This is a genomic window from Paenibacillus periandrae (assembly GCF_022458865.1).
Lineage (GTDB): Bacteria > Bacillota > Bacilli > Paenibacillales > NBRC-103111 > Paenibacillus_S > Paenibacillus_S periandrae.
The window spans coordinates 232,504-253,535 of sequence record NZ_JAJNMU010000003.1 but is presented as its reverse complement, the minus strand read 5'-3'; the positions used below and the strand labels follow the sequence as shown (position 1 = coordinate 253,535).

At 48.4% G+C, this 21,032-nt stretch carries 16 protein-coding genes; all 16 read right to left on the bottom strand.

All coding sequences use genetic code 11. The features are described 5' to 3' along the window. Nucleotides 1–119: 119 nt before the first annotated feature. Entirely contained in the window at nt 120–1,301 is a 1,182-nt protein-coding gene (locus LRL21_RS06110) for a chromate transporter (protein WP_240414869.1), read from the bottom strand. Between the two features lie 93 nt (nt 1,302–1,394). After that, nucleotides 1,395–2,141 (bottom strand): type I methionyl aminopeptidase, encoded by a 747-nt coding sequence (gene map, locus LRL21_RS06105; protein WP_240414868.1) that lies wholly within the window; start codon nt 2,139–2,141, stop codon nt 1,395–1,397. A 261-nt stretch (nt 2,142–2,402) separates the two neighbouring features. Continuing rightward, nucleotides 2,403–2,720: a hypothetical protein gene (locus tag LRL21_RS06100; protein WP_076229797.1), complete on the bottom strand. Its 318-nt coding sequence runs from the start codon at nt 2,718–2,720 to the stop codon at nt 2,403–2,405. A 96-nt stretch (nt 2,721–2,816) separates the two neighbouring features. Continuing rightward, complete coding sequence (locus LRL21_RS06095; protein ID WP_240414867.1) at nt 2,817–4,313, bottom strand: stalk domain-containing protein; 1,497 nt, start codon at nt 4,311–4,313, stop codon at nt 2,817–2,819. Next, a complete protein-coding gene (locus LRL21_RS06090; protein ID WP_240414866.1) occupies nt 4,279–4,803 on the bottom strand; it encodes a dihydrofolate reductase in 525 nt (174 codons plus the stop codon). The genes LRL21_RS06095 and LRL21_RS06090 overlap by 35 nt, the downstream gene beginning before the upstream one ends. 32 nt (nt 4,804–4,835) lie before the next feature. Further along, nucleotides 4,836–5,630 (bottom strand): thymidylate synthase, encoded by a 795-nt coding sequence (gene thyA / locus LRL21_RS06085; RefSeq protein ID WP_240414865.1) that lies wholly within the window; start codon nt 5,628–5,630, stop codon nt 4,836–4,838. A gap of 152 nt (nt 5,631–5,782) precedes the next feature. Beyond that, complete coding sequence (locus LRL21_RS06080; RefSeq protein WP_240414864.1) at nt 5,783–9,850, bottom strand: RCC1 domain-containing protein; 4,068 nt, start codon at nt 9,848–9,850, stop codon at nt 5,783–5,785. A gap of 281 nt (nt 9,851–10,131) precedes the next feature. Then, entirely contained in the window at nt 10,132–11,484 is a 1,353-nt protein-coding gene (locus LRL21_RS06075; RefSeq protein ID WP_240414863.1) for an MATE family efflux transporter, read from the bottom strand. A 221-nt stretch (nt 11,485–11,705) separates the two neighbouring features. Beyond that, the gene (locus LRL21_RS06070) at nt 11,706–12,077 is read right to left on the bottom strand and encodes an aldo-keto reductase family protein (protein ID WP_240414862.1); all 372 of its coding nucleotides are present in this window, start codon (nt 12,075–12,077) and stop codon (nt 11,706–11,708) included. Nucleotides 12,078–12,253: 176 nt separating this feature from the next. Next, a complete protein-coding gene (locus tag LRL21_RS06065; RefSeq protein WP_240414861.1) occupies nt 12,254–12,964 on the bottom strand; it encodes a cyclase family protein in 711 nt (236 codons plus the stop codon). A gap of 127 nt (nt 12,965–13,091) precedes the next feature. After that, complete coding sequence (locus LRL21_RS06060; protein ID WP_240414860.1) at nt 13,092–14,108, bottom strand: Gfo/Idh/MocA family protein; 1,017 nt, start codon at nt 14,106–14,108, stop codon at nt 13,092–13,094. A gap of 229 nt (nt 14,109–14,337) precedes the next feature. After that, nucleotides 14,338–16,077 carry a hypothetical protein gene (locus tag LRL21_RS06055; RefSeq protein ID WP_240414859.1) on the bottom strand — a complete coding sequence of 580 codons (1,740 nt, stop codon included), beginning with the start codon at nt 16,075–16,077 and terminating at the stop codon, nt 14,338–14,340. A gap of 1 nt (nt 16,078) precedes the next feature. Further along, nucleotides 16,079–17,035 (bottom strand): sugar phosphate isomerase/epimerase family protein, encoded by a 957-nt coding sequence (locus tag LRL21_RS06050; protein ID WP_240414858.1) that lies wholly within the window; start codon nt 17,033–17,035, stop codon nt 16,079–16,081. Nucleotides 17,036–17,056: 21 nt separating this feature from the next. Continuing rightward, nucleotides 17,057–18,079, bottom strand: a complete 1,023-nt coding sequence (locus LRL21_RS06045) for a Gfo/Idh/MocA family protein (RefSeq protein WP_240414857.1) — start codon at nt 18,077–18,079, stop codon at nt 17,057–17,059. A 16-nt stretch (nt 18,080–18,095) separates the two neighbouring features. Further along, on the bottom strand, nt 18,096–19,184 hold the full coding sequence (locus LRL21_RS06040) for a Gfo/Idh/MocA family protein (RefSeq protein WP_240414856.1): 1,089 nt from the start codon (nt 19,182–19,184) through the stop codon (nt 18,096–18,098). Between the two features lie 127 nt (nt 19,185–19,311). Continuing rightward, entirely contained in the window at nt 19,312–21,021 is a 1,710-nt protein-coding gene (locus LRL21_RS06035) for an extracellular solute-binding protein (protein WP_240414855.1), read from the bottom strand. Nucleotides 21,022–21,032 lie beyond the last annotated feature (11 nt).

Genomic DNA, 21,032 nt, shown 5'->3' with positions numbered 1-21,032 from the left:
GGTAAGCTCCGTTCCAATCAATATACCGGATATCCTCATTCATATCCTTAAACATATATACCCTTAATTACTGAAAAAGGTTTCAATTTAAGACCACTTTGTTCATTTTATTTGGAAAGCTATTGAAAAGCCACCAGCAGCATCCCGCCGCCAATGGACAAAATCACCATACACCATGAAGGCAGCTTCCAGAATATCAGAGCTCCGAACAAAGCAAGAACCATCACAAAATCACCCGTTGTTCGCACCGAGCTTACCCATACCGGATCATAGAGAGCAGCCAGCAGAATTCCGACAACAGCCGCATTAATAGCGGTTAGCGCGCCTCGGGTTTGCGGCTGTCTGCGCAGCTTGTTCCAGAAGGGCAACGCCCCCAGCACCAGCAAAAAGGCAGGAAGGAAAATGGCTATCGTGGCAACAACCGCACCGAGCCAGCCATGGATTATAAAGCCCAAATAGGAGGCGAATGTAAACAAAGGACCTGGGACTGCTTGCGCTGCTCCATAACCCGCCAGAAACTGTTCCTTGCTCAGCCAGCCCATCGGCATTAGCTCCTGCTCCAGCAATGGCAGCACTACATGACCGCCTCCAAAGACAAGTGCACCTGTACGGTAAAAGCTATCGAACATCGCCACCCATAGGTTAGGCGTCAAACTCCGCAGCATGGGGAGCAGGAATAACAAAGCGACGAATGCAATCAACGAGCCGATAGCAAGACTCCGATACGCGGGAGATAATGCCTGCACAGGCTTTTCCATGTCTGTGCTGCTCTGCTTGTAGATCATAAGACCAAGTACACCTGCCGCTATAATGACAATTAACTGAGTATAGGTGGATGGAAAAAGTAGTGCTATCGCAGTTGTCAGTATGGCTATCGTGGCTCTTCCGCGGTCCGGCGCCAGATTTTTGCCCATTCCCCATACGGCCTGCGCCACAATGGCTACAGCCGCCAGCTTAAGTCCATGGAGCCAACCTGTACTCGACGCATCCCAGCCCTGAGACCAATACGCAAAGAGGGCAAGCACCAACGCCGAGGGCAGTGTGAATCCGATCCATGCCATTATAGCCCCCATGACCCCACCGCGCATAAAGCCGATCCCGATGCCAACCTTGCTGCTCGCAGGTCCAGGAAGAAATTGACATAATGCGACCAGATCAGCATAGCTCTCCTCATCAATCCACTGCTTGCGTTTCACATAATGCTCATGAAAATAACCAAGATGCGCTGCGGGGCCTCCGAACGAGGTTAACCCTAATTGAAAAGAGGCTGCCAATATATGAAGCCATGACACACGTTTCATCTTTACATTCCACCTGACAACTTTTTAATTCCAGCTTAACATAAAAAAGAAGCTGTACTCTGGTCTTTTTTGACTCAAGCACAGCCCTTAATGTTAAAGTTGTGTTAATATAACCGGGCCTTCACTCGTAATCGCAATCGTATGTTCGTACTGGGCAGATAGACCGCCATCCAACGTTCTCGCAGTCCAGCCATCTGGATCAGTCTTCGATTGGTAAGCAAACTCATTAATCATCGGTTCAATCGTAATGACCATGCCCTCCGTAAAACGAATCCCTTTGCCCTGATGTCCATAATGCGGAACCTGGGGTTCTTCATGCATCGATTGCCCGATTCCGTGACCGACAAAATCACGCACAACCGAGAAGCCCTCGGCTTCTGCGTAGGATTGGATGGCATATCCCACGTCACCCATACGGTTGCCGATTCTTGCTTGCTCAATACCTCGCATCAGACTTTCCTTCGTCACTCTCAGCAGCTTATCCGCTGTTGCGGATACATTGCCAACCTTGTAGCTCCATGCCGAATCAGCTAGCCATCCATCAAGATTAACGACCATATCGATGGTGACGATATCGCCGTCACGGAGCGGCTCTTTTTTGGGAAATCCGTGGCAAATGACATCATTAACGGATGCACAGGTAGCGTACTCGTATCCGTGAAAGCCTTTTTGCTCAGGTGTAGCGCCATTCTCCTCAAGGAACTTTTCGACGAATTGATCGATTTCCCACGAAGTGACTCCCGGCTTGATACGTTTGGCTATTTCCTGATGACAGCGTGCTAATATAATTCCGGCTTCTCTCATTTTTGCTATTTCCTGCTTGCTTTTTATTATTATCACAGCTTCACCTCATCAAGTACAATTCTTGGTGCCCCTTGTTAAGTGACCCCGTTAGGCATAAAACATCTTCCATACGTATGCAGCAAGTAGTCATAATGTTAACATATAATTTCGGCGGCGACAAAGATTGTCAAACAGCCCGAGAACACCGCAGATGGACGGTGTTCTCGGGCTGTTACATAATGAGATGCGGCAGCCGAGGATCGACCACCGCCCTCCCAGATCAGGTTGGCGGCGTTCGACCCTCTTCTTCTATGCGAATTAGCGCATCTGCTTGGGCTGCTCTGAATTTCCAAGAACTACATCCAGACTTTGCTCGGCTTGCGTCAGCTGCTCCTGAACCTGCTTAAGCACCTGCTGGTTAGGCTCAATTTCCTGCATATGAATCTGGCTTTGTGCCTGCTGTACAGTACGCATAGCCGTCTCCAGCTGATCGATAGAGCTAGCCAGCTTTTGCGGATTAGAATCAATCTGTGCGTGACGTACCGCCATTTCTGCATCCTTGGCAACCTGAATTGCCTTCTCCGCATTGTCGATTACATGCCGCAGGGGCATCTGATGCTGATTGACTTCAGTCATTATGGGCACATCCTTTCGGTGGTTACTTCTCCCATAAGATGCGCCAAAATCGCAGTATTCATTCCTTCGTTTTCCGAGCACTGCCTGCTCTTACACCTACTTCAAATCCAGGGTAGCCCGATACAGCCCTTGCTCCCAGCCAACCTTCGCTCCCAGCGTTTCCCCGACAAAACGAAGCGGAATATAAATATGACCGTCCACAATAGTTGGTGCCTGATCGAGCTGGATGGACTTGCCATTCACTGTCGCTTCAGGCACATCCGGCCGCAGCATGAGCTCGATGGAACCACGTTTGGACGTCAGCACCCGTTCTTGCTCATTCCAATGAAAGTCAGCGCCAATCCGTTCAAAAATGCCACGAAACGGCACCATCGTCACATCTTGCTTAATGAAGCCACGAAATTCATGCACGAAGCTTCCGTTCACGGTCACCTGAACCTGTGGGTCCCTATAACGCTTCACGATCAGAGCATTACTCAGCAATCTTCCCGGCGTACGCTTCATGGCTCCTTCGACATACAAGCCAGAGCTGGCGCCGCCATCCATGTTCATTGCCTCTCTTAAACCGAGCTGGACAAGTGCCTGTGCCATATCTGCAACCGTCGCCGCGGAAATTGTCCCCATCAGCAGATGGCCATTCCCGTCTACACCGACAAAGCTGCGGGTATTGGCTGTACTTGTAATTCTCGGATCATCGAAGCCATCTCTCGCATAATCGATATCAACCTGTCCATCGGTCACCAGCTTCGGTCCGACACCCATAGCCGTGTCCCACGATTGTGGCAAGCTTTCCGTGACCCCGCTGTTCCCATCCACGATGAGCGCCTCGACCTCCACCTCGTCGCCCTCATGAAGATGCGGCAGCAGGTTCTTGTCATTATTGCTGGAATGCCCTACAAAGATCACATAACCCTGCTCAGGAACGTCGGCCACTTGCTCGGTCATCTTCGTAATCCGCCCATTTTCGATGATAACCTTCATCCCGCCCGTCCGGTCAATCCGTTCACCAAAATGACGGGTATACGCGACTACCTGATCCAGATCTTCATCACCATAATAAGTGTTCGTTCCCCACGGCGATACGGTATATACACTTTTGTTATGCTTGACTTTGAATGTAAGAGCGGTCTCCAGTCGATGAATCAACGCTGACTTATCTGTGCGGATACCAAGCGATACATTGTCACCTGACCGTACAAAGCTGCCGGACTCCACAAGTAAGCCATTCGGATGCCTTAAACTCTCATCCTGCTCATACGCATCGAAAAAGGTTCCGTTAATAGCCGCCACAGCGCCACTGTGATCGATCATGGTTGCGAAGCTTTCCACATGACCAATCCCCTCTGCCGCTGTTACCGGCATCACACGAAGATGCGGGTCCGACAAATCGATTGTCGTCCATTGTATCGTAAAGCTTTTACCGTTCGCCTGAACAACGGTTGATTGCAGCGGTAATGAACCGCTAGCCGCGGCTGTTGGAGCCGGCGCTATCCAGCCCAACATAAGAACAGCGATCACTGCCGCGACAGCCTGCTTTCCCCAGAGTCTCTTCATATAATCAACTCCGTTCGCCCGCCGGTTGGATACGCTCATAGATGACATAATCATGCTCGTACACATTTTTTTCATCTGTGACCCCGGCTTCTCTGGCGACTTCCCGCCACTCGGCTTCATTGATTTCCGGGAAGTACGTATCGACCTCAAAGCGATGAGCTATTTCTGTGATATACATTCGGTCCACATGCGGCATGAACAGCTTGAATACCTCAACACCGCCGATGACGAACAGCTCCTTGCCTTCCCAGCTGCCGCCGTGTCCAAAGCGCTCCAATGCTTCCTCGACCGTGTGGACAATATCACAGCCCTCTGCGGTATAGTCCTCGTCTCTGGTCATAATCACGTTGTGCCGCTTGGGCAAAGGCTTATTGCCAATCGATTCGAACGTTTTGCGTCCCATCAGAATCGTATGCTCCAGAGTCGTTCTTTTAAAATAAGCAAAATCCGCTGGTAAATACCATGGCATCCGGTTATCCTTGCCAAAACCTCTTGCTTCATCCATTGCGAAAATATAGGATATGGTCATGATGATCCCCCTTGTTCGATTAGCAGCTAAGCTTAAACTGCGATAATGGCCTTGATCCCCGGATGTGCCTGATAGCTGACAAATTCAAAATCCTCAAACGTATAGTCGAAGATCGAATCGGGTTTTCTTTTGATATGAAGTGTTGGCAGCGGGAACGGCTCTCGAGTCAACTGCAGCTCAACCTGCTCCAAATGATTCAAGTAAATATGCGTATCGCCGCCCGTCCAGATTAAATCCCCGACTTCCAGATCACACTGCTGCGCAATCATATGGGTTAGCAGTGCGTACGACGCCAAATTAAAGGGGAGCCCCAAAAACGTATCGATCGATCTCATCTGAAACATGCACGACAGCTTGCCGTTCGCTACATAAAACTGAAAAGCATAATGGCAGGGCGGCAAAGCCATACCATCGACTTCTGCAGGATTCCATGCGCTCACCAAATGTCTACGCGAATCCGGATTGCTTTTAATTTGCCCAATCACATTCGTAATCTGATCAACAACTTGTCCATTAGGACCAAGCCATGTTCTCCACTGCGCACCATAGACCCGACCGAGATTTCCTTCTTCGTCAGCCCATTCGTCCCAAATCCTCACACCATTGTCACGTAAATACTTGATATTCGTATTGCCGCTTAAAAACCACAATAGTTCATGAACAATGGATTTGATATGAAGCTTCTTTGTCGTTAAGAGCGGGAAGCCTTCTTGAAGATTAATTCGCATCTGTCTTCCAAAAACGGAAATCGTCCCTGTACCCGTACGATCCCCCTTCTGTGTACCGTTATCTAAAACATCCCTAAGAAGATCTAAATAAGCTTTCATGATTCACCTCGTATGATTGATTGCTTGCACCTTAATACTTCCTCTTATTATATTCATTATTTCTAAAATTGAAAATCCAACCCTGATTAATAAAGAAAAGGAGCTTCCCTGCGCAAGTACTTCTACTCAGGAATAGCCCTATGATAGGTTGATTATTGGGTAAATTTACCATCGATTAAATTGGCCGTTTCCAGCATCCGCTGAATAATTGCCGCCGTTTCCGCTCTTGTCATTTCGTTTCTCGGCATTAATCCGGTTTCGGAGCCTCTGACTAATTGACCCTTCACGGCTGCAGCAACCGCTCGTTTGGACCATTCGCCAATCGCTGCGTTGTCCGCAAATCTGGATAGTATGGTTTCCGCCTCTGCAGCACTTACGCTATCTTCAAGTCCAACGAGCCTCATTGCGCGAGCGATCATAGTCAGTGCTTCTTCACGTGTGATCGTTTTTGTCGGACCGAATGTCCCATCTGCGTATCCTTCGATGATTCCGTACTCATGCGCTTTGGTTACCGCACCCACATACCAATCTGTGGACAATACATCCGTAAAAGCAGTGATTTTTCCGTTCTCGGGTAAACCGAGCGCCCGTATCATAATTGCCGCAAACTCGGCGCGGGAAATGGCTGTATCCGGTCTGTAGTGGATTCCATCTATTCCACTCACGATCAGGCTCGACGCCAAGTTGTTCACTGCCTCTTTCGCCCAATGTCCTTCGAGGTCCTTAAAACTAATCGGATGCCAAATAAGCGAATAGGTGCTGTTGGTCAGGCTGCTAATAACCGCAACATGATTCCCGTCGCGAGCCTCAACACGTGTTGGCACGTGTCGGAGCGTTCCGTCTGCTTCCAATACCACGGCAGTTGAGATTTCTCTCGTATTCACGCTATCCGGCAGTGGAATTTCCCGCTCCACATAGGAACTAAACGTGCCCACTTCAATCCATTTACCTTTATACAAGGCCTTGACTATAAAGTCGATGGGTGGAGCAACAACGGTAAATAGCCCTTGATTTGCCGCATTATTGATGAGTCGGGCCTTGTCATCATCGCTCCTGGCTATGTCCACATGGATCTCAATATCAGCTAGCGGTATTTGCTCTCCCAATTGCTTCGATAATTGATCGATTTGGATTTCCATTGCCGGCAGCTTATAGCTCCCATTGGGCGTTTGGACTTCCAGTAGAGCCTGTTTCTTCTCCAAAGCTTTCACCAGGTCCCCGGTCAGTACTGCAGCAACCTTGTCGACTAATTGTGTCACTGAAATAACAACTACAGGCCGTTCTCCCTCTTTGTCAAGCTGCGCTTTCAATTTATTCGAATCCACTTGCACAGTCATTACGGTTTGCCCGTTTTCCTTCGTGATCGAGGATTTCGCCATCCGTTCCTGAAGCTGACCACTCACAGTCACCCCCAAACCCGTTTGCGTTTCCTGCATGCTCTCCTTCATTCCGTCAGATGGGGTGCTGGATGAACTACCGGACGAATCGCTCGATGATTCACTGTCGGACGAGTCTCCTGGCGAGCCTCCAGCCGTTGAACTCGCCCGAAATACCGTCACCGTGTACTTCTTTGTCGTGCTATCCTGCGCGGTTACAACCAGTTCGATCCGGTTGCTGCCCACGCTCATTGGTAACGGATCACTTGCCTGTCCACTTGTCAGGCTAACCTTATCAAGTACAAGCGCATTGGCGTTGTCGTACACATTCGCCGTCACACTGGCATGACTTTCGTAAACCGCCGCTACCACAGTAACCGACGACATGTTATTCGTCAAACTCGCTGTATATTCCGTCGTGCCTCTTGTTAGCACCGGACTGACTGCTATCTGATTCGTGCCTGCGTATATATTCAAAGCGATTAAAGTCGCATCACTGCTGGGTGTGGTTGTGTCCGGTCCTACCTCTGTAGTAAAGGTCCACGCTGCTGCATCGTCAACACCTGCAAAGCGATTACCTGTTAGGTCTTTGAACGCACCTTCGTCGATTTGCACGTAATATGCGGTATTAAAGGATAAATTCACTGCTGGATGGACCGTAACCGTATACCCCGATACGTTAATCTTCGATGTATCGGTTGCTGCAATCGTCTCAACGAGACTATTGTCCAGCACCTTCTTGATCATGATGTTTCTGCCAGCAACCGCCGTTACGTTCTCGCTGAAGGCCAATACGAGACTCGTACCAATCCTCACCCCAACTGCACGATTATTGGGTGCATAGTTGATTGCCGTGGGTGCGGTCGTATCCGCTGCTTCCGTCCACATAGCGTAAAGTATGACATTGGACGTACCCATGCCAAATGTTGCATTAGCAGCATAAGCCATTCCGCTTCCATCCGCTTGTGTATTCCACCCTGCGAAGATGTATCCCGGCCTGCTCAGGTTCCCCGTGTTGCCATATACGGCAACCGTCACTCCCTGTTCATAAGCTTTGCTGTCGGTCGGTACGCTTCCTCCTGTTCCACCATTGGCACTATAAATCACGGTGTAGGTGTTATTCGGAATGGCCGTCCACTGCGCATACAGCGTAATATTGGATGTGCCCATGCCGAATGTCGCATTAGCCGCGTAACCTGTTCCACCTCCATCTGCCCGTGTGTTCCACCCTGCGAAGGTGTATCCCGGCCTGCTCAGGTTCCCCGTGTTGCCATATACGGCAACCGTCACTCCTTGCGCATAAGCTTTGCTGTCGGTTGGTACGCTTCCTCCTGTGCCACCGTTGGCGCTATAGGTCACAGTGTAGGTTGAATTTGTAGTGACCGTCTGCATCGTATAGGCGCTCTTATAACCTGCGAGATCTTTGACAATGATGTTGAAGTAGTAGGTCGTGCCCGGCTGCAATCCCGTTACATCCAATCTTCCTATATCCTCCGTATAGGTACCTAGTGCCGTTCCTTTTCTTTCCATATCGTTTACCGTTTGGATGTTGCTGCTCATAGAACGGTATACCAAATATTGCAGAGCATTCTGCTCGCTCATGTTATCCTCTGCTTTCGTCCAGCTTAAAGCAGCGCTCGTAGTAGTCAAGGAGGATGCTGTGATCACTCCACTGTTCAAGGTTGGAGCTGTTGCATCCATCACTGCCTTGCTTTGTACGGGTGACAAACGATTCGTAGATGTATTGTCTCCCAATTGGCCACTGCCGTTATAGCCCCACGACCAGACTGTACCATCCGCTTTCATCGCGTAGCTGTGAAATCCGCCTCCGGCAATTGCCTTCATCTTGCTTAGTCCGGGCACCTTTACGGGTGAATTACGTTGGGTTGTCGTCCCATCTCCTAGCTGACCATAATTGTTAAGCCCCCAGGACCACACGCTTCCGTCGGTTGTTATAGCAAGACTATGAAAACCACCTCCGGCAATGGTCGTCACGTTGCTAAGTCCAGCTAATTGCACTGGAATCTTTCGATTCGTGACCGTTCCATCCCCCAATGCACCATAACTATTCTGTCCCCAAGCCCAAACGTTCCCATCAACATCAAGTGCGAGGCTATGATTACCTCCTGCAGCAATGGCCGTGACATGGCTGAGACCTGGTACCTGTACAGGCGAAATCTGCTGCGCGGTCGAGCCTATTCCCAATTGGCCATTATCATTCAATCCCCACGTCCAAACCGTACCGTCATCTTTAAGTGCCAGGCTGAAATATCCCCCTGCTGCGATGGCCGTTACATGGTTTATACCGTTGACCTGCACAGGACTTGTCCGTTGGCTTGTCGTCCCATCACCAAGTTCGCCATTATCATTTTTCCCCCAGGCCCATACATGTCCATCTTCATCCAGAGCAAGCGTATGATAAGCGACACCTCCAGAGACCGCCTTAATATGACTTAAACCCGTTACCTGTACAGGAAGGGTTCGATCTGTTGTCGTACCATCTCCCAGCTGACCGTTGCTGTTGGAACCCCAAGCCACCACGCTCTCGTCGTTTAACACCGCGAAGCTGCTTCGTACCCCTCCAGTAATTGTCTTGACGCCGCTTAAGATTGTTGCTTTCCTCGGAACGGCTCGACTCACAGTCTCCCCGTTACCCAGTTGTCCGAAGTCGCCCCTTCCCCACGACCATACGGTCCCATCACTAATCAGCCCTACACTGTGGTAATACCCTGCTGCTATTTGCGGAACGACCGTACCATATGCATGCGCCCCATTCCCTGGGAACAATGACAACCCGCCCAGAATGAGTATCCAGCAAAGTAATAACTTCCCTAATTGCTTCATTCTTCTCTCCTCCATATGTCTGCATCCAACCGCCAACTTATGAATTCCAGCTTGGCCCTGGTTCGTGTCTGTTCATTCTCCGAAAAACCTTACACCACAGACCATGTTAGCAATTAGAAATGAATCCTACTATTAACTAAAGTTAACTCTCGATGCTTTTTCATCTCCTAACATATAGCGTTCCCTCCCAGCTTCTTCATTCTCTGGAAACAAAAAACCGATCGAACCCAGGGCTATTGCCTGGATCTCGATCGGTTATTTATCATCCCTATTCGTTAATGTTAGCGGTCAAAAACACGAATCCATTTAAACCGGTTGACCTTGACAATGGCCACAAAGCATTTCAATATCTGATCACACTTCAGGAACATAAACGTGACCACTGGAGACAGATTAAATACAAATGCACAAAGTGCTGAAGCCGGAAGCACAACCAGCCACATGAAAATAAAATCATTATACAGCACGAATTTGGTGTCTCCACCACTTCTCACAATACCCGTCAAGGATGGCATCTGATAGGCGGTTCCAATTACGGTGATCGACAGCACTGTCATAAATTGCAGAGCAAGAGCTTTGGCATCATAAGAAATCGCATATAAATTAATCACATAATCCTTGGTCACAAACAATATGAAGCCCGTACCCAAACCGATAAACACATACAGGATTTGCAAGGTTTTACTGTAAGCTTTCACTTTATCCAGCTGTCCTTCGCCGATTGTTTTGCCGATCAGTATGGCTGAAGCGCTGGCCGATGCAAAGATGACTACCGATATCAGCTGGAAAATGGTCGTCGCGATACTGTTGGCTGCAATGGCCGGACCCCCCATATGTCCCAAAATAGCGGTTTGCATAGCCATCGCGCCTGCCCATAAGGCATTCGAAAGCAATATCGGCGATCCGATTTTGATATACTGCTTGAATAAAACCGCGTCGATAGAAAAGAAGTCCTTCAGCTTCAATAATATTTTGGTATCGATGCGCTTGATATACACACAAACGACTACAGTTTCAATAATTCGTGCAATTAATGTTGCGATCGCAGAGCCGCTCACTCCCAGAGCAGGAAATCCAAAATGGCCGTAGATCAATACATAATTCAAGCACACATTAATAATTAACGTAGATAATGATACCATTAACCCGATCTTGACTGTCTCTACACTCCTCAAGGAGCTGAGCAGAATATTCGTTATTGCGAAAAACACGTAGGAAAAGCAAATAATTTTGAGATACGCCATCCCTTCAGAAATTACACTCTGATCATTAGTAAAAAGCGACAAACAGCCTTGGGGAAAGAAAAAGACGATGGCCAGCATAACGACGCTCAATAGAACTGCAAGGCGCATTCCGATACTGATCACCTTTTTGATGGAGCCTATATCCTTGGCACCCCAATAACGTGATGCCATAATCACCATGCCCTCGCCCGCTCCCATCACCAGCATCTGCAGTAGAAACTGAATCTGATTGGCAAGCGCTACACCCGAAAGCGACGATTCACTGTAGCCGCCCAGCATCAGGTTATCCGATAGGTTAACCCCCAGGGTGATGATGTTTTGCAATCCGATCATTAGCGTTAATAGCACAAATCTTTTGTAAAAAAACGTTTCACGTACGAATACACTCATCCCAGTTACCTTCTTTATTATTATATATTTGATAATTGCTTAACGAGACTACCATACATGATGTTAAAGAACAATAACACGATTCATTTCATTTTCATTGATCATACTTAAAAAGGTTAAGCAGAAATAACCTCTGCTCAACCCCTTGTCCTACTTTACAACATTTTCAATTCGTAAGCTGCTTCTTTCGCCATCACCCGGATAACTGAGCAGGATCGAGGTCAGTCCTTGCTCAAACGTTGAACCCAGCTCTCCAGCTGATCTGCTTCCTCCCGGCTTAATGAACCACGCTTAAGCGTATCGAGGTTAGTCACAACCCATTCGCTCTTACGCATGGATACGATCACGAGATCAACAAGTTCGCTATGCGCTGCCCAGCGAAGAAGAATATCGGCCGCCTTTAATTTATCCTCACCAAGCTCATCGAGCTTCCAGCCGCGAACAAATGGCGACATGGCAATAACCTCGAGCCCCATCGTTTTTGCTTTGCGGAATGTATACTCAGCATCGCGACGGAATGCATTATAGGGAGCGAGCACGCAAGAAATCGGAGAACCACTTTTTACATAAGCGAGGTCCTTCAATCGCAGCATACCCAACGCAGCCCGCTTGATTGTACCCTCTGCTATCTAACGATGCTGCATTGCTCCTCGAAGGATGCCACAGGATCATTGCCCAATGCCTCGATAAATGAATGCCCGCCAAGCCCGAGCTTCGATTTGTAGTTCATGCTTGTGCTCCTTTTCAAATTCAGCTATATAAAAGATATTTATTTAAACGCCAGCGCCCGCATCGGAGCACCGGAGCCCTGCTTTACCTTTAGCGGAGCAATAACTACATAAGACTCTCCGATGATCTGCTCAAGCTTGGTCAGATTTTCAACAATATTGACGCCATTGCCTAAAAGTGTATAATGAGCTGGCGCATTCTGTGAAGCCTTACCATCAATGGCAATCGCATCGCAACCGACAACCTTGATTCCACGATCCACCAGCAGCTGCGCAGCTTCACCGCTAATACCGGGCCACGCTTTACTGAACTGCAGACTAACCGTCCGCGGTACCCAATACTTATCCCAGCCAAAGCGGAAAAACACAATATCCCCCGCCTGAATACGTACATTGTCCTGTTCCCATTGTTCAATCTCCGCCGCCGACACCAGATCGTTTTCTTTATAATGAGAGAAATCGAGCGTCAGCGCCCTCCCGTAAAATTGCGTGATCGGCGTTTCATCCATATACTGATGAGCCGGATGACCTTCCTGAATAAAATGCGCGGTCGCATCCATATGCGTTCCGCAGTGTTCATTCATAATCAATTGGTAAGCTAATGCAATACTTCCCGTCTCGAACGAGTCCCACAGCGTGTGAAAGTAACGTGAATGCGAGAGAACAACAGGCATATCTTCCTCATATGTATGGGACAGGTCAATCACCTGCATGGACGACAACAGCGCGGATAGCTGCTTCACTTTGGACATGGATGTACCTCCAATTCAATCTATTCTTTGTATCTTTTCTATGTATCCCACTTATTCCCTATATTATAGAAGATCGTTAATTTAAGCGATACCCAAATCAAGCACTTCCGAATTTCGAATGTACATTTTAAATCCGCACCTTGCAGCCCTCTTTCAAGCTGCGAATTACGCCATGCAGCATAGCCAGGCTTTTGATATTATCTGTGCATACCGTAGAAGGAATATGACCCTTGTTCAATGCGTCAAACATCTCATCCAGACATCCCGCCTGCTGCTCCTGTCCTGTCCATGTCAGCTCTGGTGTGATGCGTTTGTGTTTATTCTCGTGAACGATTTCCTCCGTCGGTATCACAATCTCCGCATAAGGTGCAGTACGTCCGTCCCAAATCACCGTACCCTTGGAGCCGACGACACGCCAGCTGGATTGCCATGAGGTTGGAGCTCCTTCCGCACTGTAGCACCCACGATACGAATAGCAGGACCCGTCCTCATACTCGAAGGTGCAGATCGCTGCCGCAGCGCCGGCGAACCAGGAACCGGCAGGATTAAACGTTGTACAGTGAACAGCCACCGGATCTTGACCTGTTATAAAACGCGACTGATCGAAGGTGTGAATCGCCATATCGAGCAGCAGCGGATTGTCCATCGTTTCACGGTAGCCGCCATTATGCAGCCCCAGGAAAAAATCCGAGGTCACGAAGCCAATTGGACCCACCGTACCGGATTGTACAAGATCGCGGAATGCCATCATTTCCTTCAGGTAACGCCGGTTTTGCATAATCGCGTAGGTCCGGCCTGAATCGGCCGCAGCCTTGACCATAATCGCCGCTTCTTCCATAGAGGACGCCATCGGCTTCTCACCGAAAACATGACAGCCTTCCTCGAAAGCAGCTGTTGTTATGGCACAATGCGCTTCGGGGATCGTAAGATCGAACACGAGATTTGCCTCATTTTTCCTTATCGCTTCCCGCACATCTGTATACACAGGACATTCCAGCTTATACTTTGCTTTTGCCGCCTCAGCATGGTTCAGATGCATATCGACGAGTGCGACGATTGAGGAATCGTCTCGCTTTAGCGTGTATGCAATCCAGGCCTTGGATATATTGCCGCAGCCGACAACCACAATACGATGTTTCGACATCCTTTGTTCCTCCCCAGGTTTTATTCAAAGCTTCCCACATCTTATACTATTATAGAAGCAGGGCATCAGCAGATCGTCACAATATACAACCGTTTCCTCATAAAATCCGCTGTGCACGGGGAATCGTTGCAACCGGTTTGAAGACTATAAAAAATAGACGGCCCCATGATGGCAGCCGTCTATTATATAAGCTTTTACATGATAAGTCTGCTTAAATGTGTCCTATCTCTTACAGCAGCCGAATCGTGAAAATCCGGTCCAACGGTGTTATTACATTCACATGAACATATTGACAGCCTGCTGGATGATCATCATTGCGAATATCGGGCAGCCAGTGCTCGTATGCACCCGATGAAATTTCAAGTGCACTTCCTGCAGCCGTATACGTAAATGATCCGCTTTTCAGCATAAATCTCCCTTTCCCTCGATCTTCAATATCGCTGCCCTCGATGCTGCCCTCCTCTCCAAAAATAAAGGTTAGCTGCATCATCACATCCTCTCGCTCATCGGAGCGAATATGGATTTTCCACTCCGCAGCACCTTGTGTGATGTCTACCGTTAAGGTCTGCTGCTGCAGATGCGTGACCGGTCGCTGTTGATGCGGCAATAAATACCAGGGACTTAGCTGCTCACGATTCGGAAGATCGGGTAAAAGAGACTTCGGTATCGGTCCGTAGTAGCCCTTTTCCAAGGTTTGGATTAATTTGTAAGCGTCTGCCGTCTCACTTAACTCGTCAAATTTGACGACTCCAGGAGAAAATGAGGTAGACAGCTTGACGCCAAGCAATCGTGCTTTTCCATGACGAAGCGAAAAGAATGCCGGAGCTTTTGCCATCATCGTCACACTATCTTCAAGCTCTCTGATCCGGATAACCGGAGCACCGAACGCCATGTGCATGCTGCTGTGCTCGAGCTGTACAGCACTTCCCGCCGCTAAAGCCATATTCAGATGTTCACGTAAGGGATGAGACGCATTAAGGATCTTTTTATAAGATACCGGTAATTCCGCTCTAGCCAGCCCATTCAGATCGGATGGAAATAACAGAACACCTGTCAGCGGATGGTTATTGACGCCTTCTTTGTATCTGGTCATAAGCGATGCGGCGTAATCGGACATAGCCGCAAAAAGCGGATCACGATCATGAATTGCCATCAAACGGTAGATCAAGAAATAATTGGACATATCGTACACTTGACCCAGATCCTGCCGACCGGAATATTCCGTAACCACTTCGCCGGACGGATGAATCAAATAAACCATCATACGCAAATTTCGCCGGACGTATGCTAATAGGTCTGGACGGTTCAAGACGCGGGCAGTATGATACAGGGAAATATCGCTCACGACATTATAAATACCGTTACTGCGCTCGGTCCATTCCCCGTCCTCCGTAATATCCATGCCTTCTGCCAACCATTCTTCCGCACGAGCGATTAACTCGGGTATTGTGAATATTTCGTACAGCTGGGCAAGCGCCGCTGTCATCACCCAACGATGATTAGGTGTATGACAGCCTCCGGTGAGCAGCGCTGGCATGGTGCGCTCCAGAAACAGCTGTATGGGGGTTAACGCGGCCATCGCCTCAGACCATTCCTGCCTTTGCAGAAGACGATAAATCTGGGTAACACCGCCCACGACAAATGCTGTATCCGGCGGGGAATTAAAGTTTGTGGAGCCGAGACTTATGGTGCCATCGGCATGCTGACGGTTCAGCATAAATACGGCAGCTCGACTGAGCGCGCGAAGCAGCCCCGCATCACGGAAATACCGTGATTTCGGATTGACAAGTGCCGCTGTCCATGCTGCCATTACCGCAGGGGTACCGAGATGGTTAGCCTTTGGAATACCACTATGGGGATCCATGATCCCGCCATAATATTTGGAATTGGCATCGGTAACCTGCCTGCTCAGCGAAATCTCCGTCCAATCGTCATTCATTTGAAACAGCTTCGTCAGTATGGGGTCCATATCAATCCACCTTTTGGGTAAGAGCTGCAATCTTGTGAGTGATGAGATTATGGCTTTCATGGATTTCGTCAGGCTGACATACCGCCTTGAGCTCATAGACCTTCACTTGTGCGAGATCGATCACTTCCAGGAAGTGGTCAAAAAAATGCAGATCCTTGCTGTGCACATATGGGCAATAGTGATCGGACAGCTCCACCGTTTCATGGATATGAACACCGTAGATATAGCGCTTAACCTCTTGCAAATCCTGAAGATTATCGTATAAGCCCATCCGGTCCATCATCATCGCGTGTCCAATATCGTACCATAGGGAAACCGGGCTTCCCTTGAGATTATCGCATATTGTTTTGGCTTCCAGCAGTGTTGGCATTTGATAACAACGGGCACGCGTTTCGATACCAATAGCTACATTCCATCCTCGCATGGCGGCATGATTGCTCACTTCCTCCAAGCTGTCTTGAATCCGTCTTGAATAGTGTGCGCTCATGCGGTCACGTTGGTCGAGCATTTCATTCCACAGCTTTTGGTATTCAGGTGCGTCCTTACCATAATCCCGATACAGCTTTTTTAATTCCGAATCGATGTTATAGGCAAAAGGTACTTCTCCCGGATGCACCACGACGGCTTTTGCACCATAACGAACCGCATATTCCATAGAACGTATCAGCAGCTCTACAGAGCGTTTCCGCTTGTCTTCATCATCGTATCCGAGCAGCACAGAATCCGTATCGTAATCTTTGTCATTAACAAAAGGAAAGACGTTATGGACGCTGGAAATGCCGATCTCCGCTCTTTCAATCATCGGTTCTATCGTGGCCAGCAGCTCTTCAGTTACGTTATAATTAAGCTCCACATTTCGGAAGCCAAGCTCCTTGATTTCCTCAATCATATCCCTGCCTACCGTATGTCTCTTAATATTCCAGCATGTAGAAAAAGAATATTCCCCTTTATTCAGCATTTGATGGCCTCCACTAGTTTTTTACTCAGTAAGGTGACTGAGCGGACATACAGTACCCGATCGAGCCGATAGGATGGAAGCTTCCATTAAACGGGTCAAATCAAGCGCAATTTGTATATTTTCCGTTGCTGTCGTACCCTCCCGAATATGCGTTACCCATTGTTCGAATGCGGAAGGGGCCTCAGCCGGCATATTTGTTACGGCCTGCCACCCGCTGCCCGCATCTCCCTCAAACCTTGAGCCTCGAACAAACAGCTTATTGTCGCTTCTTGAATACGTAATGCTTCCTTCGGTTCCTTGCACCTCGACGACAAATTGAGAATAACTATTAACAAATCCGGCTTCAACCATGGCTAGTGCTCCATTGGGATAGTGCAGGATGGATACCGCATGATCCTCCACCTCTTTTCCAGTGATGTATCCGAAGCTTGCGCTAACGCCTGACGGGACACCCAGGAACCAACGGGCCAAGTACATCGGATGGCAACCAAGGTCGATTAAGGCTCCACCACCGGATTGCTCCAGATTGAAAAAATGCGCAGGCAGTGCTCCATGAGGAGCTTGTTCGGTTGGCAGCGCACCGTTATGAGCAAGGCGCATCCGTATAGAAGTAATGATCCCTATCGAACCCTCCTGTATGATCGCTTGAATCTTCTGCGCAAATGCCATGTTCAACCGAGGCAGGGAGACCATAAGCTTAACATTGGCGGCAGCTACGGCAGCCAGGATTTCTTTGCATTCCTTTGTAGTCACAGCCAACACTTTTTCCGTAAAAATATGCTTGCCTGCCTGAGCTGCCGCCAGGATCACCTCCGTGTGTTTGGTCGTCGGGGCAACCACAATAACAGCATCAATGTCCGGCTGAGCCAACAGCTCATGCAGATTTTCATAAAAGGTAACGCCAAGCTCCTCAGCCTTGCTCCTGCCCCGGGAGTGAACCTCATCCCAGACCGCTACGATTCGCGTATCCGGATGTTCAACAGCTTGACGCATATAATCCTTGGCATGTACGTGCCAGAAGCTTAACATCGCTAATTTTAGCATATCCGAAGGCCTCTTTTCAGTTAGACTCGTCAAAATAGACAGCGCGCCCTGTTCGGTTGGATTCATAGATAGCTTCCAGTACCTCTGAAACTACACACGCTTGCTCTGGAGTTACAATTAGCTCCTTATCATCGATAATCGCTTCGATCCACATACGTATTTCTTTATCCGACATGCTCTCCTTCTTGCCATCATAAAAGTCTGCACCCTTGGCCTCAAACTGAAGCTGATTCACATACAATCGACCATACTTTTCTCCATTGATACGCAAGCCATCCTGCATATCAGCCCCGCCTTCGGTACCGCAAAGCGTGCATTTGGCTTCCTTGGTATCGAGTGTGTTTAACGCCCAGCTCGCTTCAACCATAATGGTGGCGCCGTTCTTCATAATGACCATCGCAAACGCCGAATCCTCCACCTTGAATTTGTCCGGGTCCCAGGAGCCCCAGGAATTAGCTGCATTCTGCTTGCGGGAGAGCTGATGGTAAGTGACGCCGAGCACCACCCTAGGTTCGTAATTGTTCATCAACCACATGGTCAAATCAAGTGCATGGGTTCCGATATCAATGAGTGGACCCCCACCCTGCTTGTCTTCATCCAAAAATACGCCCCAGGTCGGAACCCCGCGCCTGCGAACCGCATGGGCCTTGGCCATATAAATATGTCCCAGCTCACCTTCTTCAACAACTTTTTTTAAATACTGACTATCCGCACGAAAGCGATTGTTATAGCCGATCGTCAGCTTTTTACCCGTGCGCCTGGCGGCTTCCGCCATTCGTCTTGCATCCGCAGCCGTTTTGGCCATCGGCTTTTCACACATGACATGCTTGCCGGCCTCCAGAGCCGCAATAGAAATTTCGGCATGACTATCATTAGGCGTGCAGATATGAACAACATCAATAGATGGATTCGCCAGCAGCTCACGGTAATCTTTAAATACCTTTGCCCCCGGATTGCCATACTTATCTGCGGCCTGCTCAGCTCTCTCCGCAATAAGATCACAGAAAGCAACTATTTCTACCTGATCTATTTTACTCAGGCTGGGCAAATGCTTGCCATTGGCAATACCGCCGCAACCGATGATAGCTACTTGTAGTTTGTTCATTACATTAATCCTCCTCATGTTTTAGACAACCGATAAGAAGAAGCCGGGCACTCAAGCGAGCATGGCATGTACCGCCAGCCCGCTATTTCATGTCCAGCTCCCGGTGAATCTGGTCTATCCCGCTAATTTACTTCACTTGCTCCATTTGCTGTTTCACAATTTCATAAACATCCTTAGCCATGAATGCTTTGTCTTTATTTTCGGAATACCACTTGTTCATGAATTCCTCAAGCTTTTTGCCGTCCGCTTTATCCCAGGCAGCCTGTGAATCCTTAATCGCCTGTTCAGGGCTGTATTTGCTTCCACTAATAATAGCTTTGACAAAAATATCGCCTTTTTCTTTAAGAATGGTTGTATTGATCAAGTTGAGGTCAGTAGAATACACAGGCATATGATCACCAAGGGTGATACCTGGATATTCTCTTTTCGAATCGAAATACGACTTCTGGACTTCTCGATACATGTCCATACCTGCTTTTTGCTCAGGCACCTCCGGATTAAAGCCACTCAAGACAAATGTACATTTGTCAACACCAGAAGAAAAGAACATGGTGTAGTCTTCAGCATAGCCAACTTCATTTTTCGACTTGGCAGGATCAATCGTTTGCGGACATCCATTAGCGCCTTTCTTCCAATGAGTGCCTTCGTCTCCGACTTTAAATCTCATGGCATTTTCAGGTTTCATCATAAAGTTCAGGTATTGTCCAACCGCTTCCGGGTTTTTCGCCTTCGCATTAATCACGGTCGTCATCTGAATCGGATTATCGATCGCTCCGGTGAATGTCCCAAGCGGTGATTTCGGATAAGCTAACGGCGCTATTTCAGCTCCTGGCACGTTTTTCCTGAGCGTTGTCATATCGTTCATAACAAAATCATACCAGCCACCGGAATATTTGACGTAAATGCCGATTTTGCCATTTAAAAAGTCCTGCTTCGCCTTGGCGCCGTCTTTATCGTTGATGTAATCCTTATCGATAAGACCTTCATCGTATAGACGCTTCTTGAAGGTAAGGGAAGCCAGCTCCTTATCCCAGGCACGAACAACCTTGCCATCCTTGATGTCCCAAGCCAACAAAGTGCTCGATGAGCTCTCGCCGAATATTTCATTAATTGCTTGCTCTGAATATGTGCTCATGTTCAACCCATATGTATCCTTCTTGCCATTACCATCCGGATCCTGATCGGCAAATGCCTTGGCAACGGTCAATAATTCATCTGTTGTGGTTGGCATCGCCAGATTCAGCTTTTTCAGCCAATCCGTGCGAATCAATAAAATATGCGCAGGAGTAGCTTCCTTCACCTTGCCAATCTCGTATATCTTGCCATCCGGCTTGGTCCCTGCTTTTTTCAACTGTGGATATTGGGTCAGCAGCTTCTGGTATTCAGGCATAGACGGTAAAATATTATCGATAGGCATCAGCTGCTTTTGATCATACAGGCTGCCACGAAACGGCGTATTATACTCGTTAATAATATCAGGGGCAGAACCGGACGCGAACAGTACGTTTAATTTTTTTGTTGAATCGCTGCGCAGCACGGGAACGAACTTCACATTGGCTGGCCCGTTTTGATTAATCCATTTGGTCCAGCGATTATCCTCATAATTTCCCTCCGAAGCAGGTACGGCTCCACGATCATACATCGTAACTGTTACATCTCCGCGTTTGGCTGTGGCTGCCGGAGCTGGCGTTGTCGTCGCTGCCGCCGGTTTATTCGCTGCTGCCCCATCTGTGCTGTTGGCTTGTGCCCCTTCTTTATTATCGCTGCTGCAGCCAGCCAGTGCTGTGCCTAATGCTACGACTCCCAAGGTCATTCCCATCCATAGCTTTCTGTTCATACAAACGCCTC

Excerpts from the sequence above, each read along its gene's own strand:
- LRL21_RS06110 (WP_240414869.1), bottom strand. The coding sequence starts at position 1,301 with ATGAAACGTGTGTCATGGCTTCATATATTGGCAGCCTCTTTTCAATTA.
- LRL21_RS06100 (WP_076229797.1), bottom strand. The coding sequence starts at position 2,720 with ATGACTGAAGTCAATCAGCATCAGATGCCCCTGCGGCATGTAATCGAC.
- LRL21_RS06095 (WP_240414867.1), bottom strand. The coding sequence starts at position 4,313 with ATGAGCGTATCCAACCGGCGGGCGAACGGAGTTGATTATATGAAGAGA.
- LRL21_RS06090 (WP_240414866.1), bottom strand. The coding sequence starts at position 4,803 with ATGACCATATCCTATATTTTCGCAATGGATGAAGCAAGAGGTTTTGGC.
- thyA (WP_240414865.1), bottom strand. The coding sequence starts at position 5,630 with ATGAAAGCTTATTTAGATCTTCTTAGGGATGTTTTAGATAACGGTACA.
- LRL21_RS06080 (WP_240414864.1), bottom strand. The coding sequence starts at position 9,850 with ATGAAGCAATTAGGGAAGTTATTACTTTGCTGGATACTCATTCTGGGC.
- LRL21_RS06075 (WP_240414863.1), bottom strand. The coding sequence starts at position 11,484 with ATGAGTGTATTCGTACGTGAAACGTTTTTTTACAAAAGATTTGTGCTA.
- LRL21_RS06070 (WP_240414862.1), bottom strand. The coding sequence starts at position 12,077 with ATGCTGCGATTGAAGGACCTCGCTTATGTAAAAAGTGGTTCTCCGATT.
- LRL21_RS06065 (WP_240414861.1), bottom strand. The coding sequence starts at position 12,964 with ATGTCCAAAGTGAAGCAGCTATCCGCGCTGTTGTCGTCCATGCAGGTG.
- LRL21_RS06060 (WP_240414860.1), bottom strand. The coding sequence starts at position 14,108 with ATGTCGAAACATCGTATTGTGGTTGTCGGCTGCGGCAATATATCCAAG.
- LRL21_RS06055 (WP_240414859.1), bottom strand. The coding sequence starts at position 16,077 with ATGGACCCCATACTGACGAAGCTGTTTCAAATGAATGACGATTGGACG.
- LRL21_RS06050 (WP_240414858.1), bottom strand. The coding sequence starts at position 17,035 with ATGCTGAATAAAGGGGAATATTCTTTTTCTACATGCTGGAATATTAAG.
- LRL21_RS06045 (WP_240414857.1), bottom strand. The coding sequence starts at position 18,079 with ATGCTAAAATTAGCGATGTTAAGCTTCTGGCACGTACATGCCAAGGAT.
- LRL21_RS06040 (WP_240414856.1), bottom strand. The coding sequence starts at position 19,184 with ATGAACAAACTACAAGTAGCTATCATCGGTTGCGGCGGTATTGCCAAT.
- LRL21_RS06035 (WP_240414855.1), bottom strand. The coding sequence starts at position 21,021 with ATGAACAGAAAGCTATGGATGGGAATGACCTTGGGAGTCGTAGCATTA.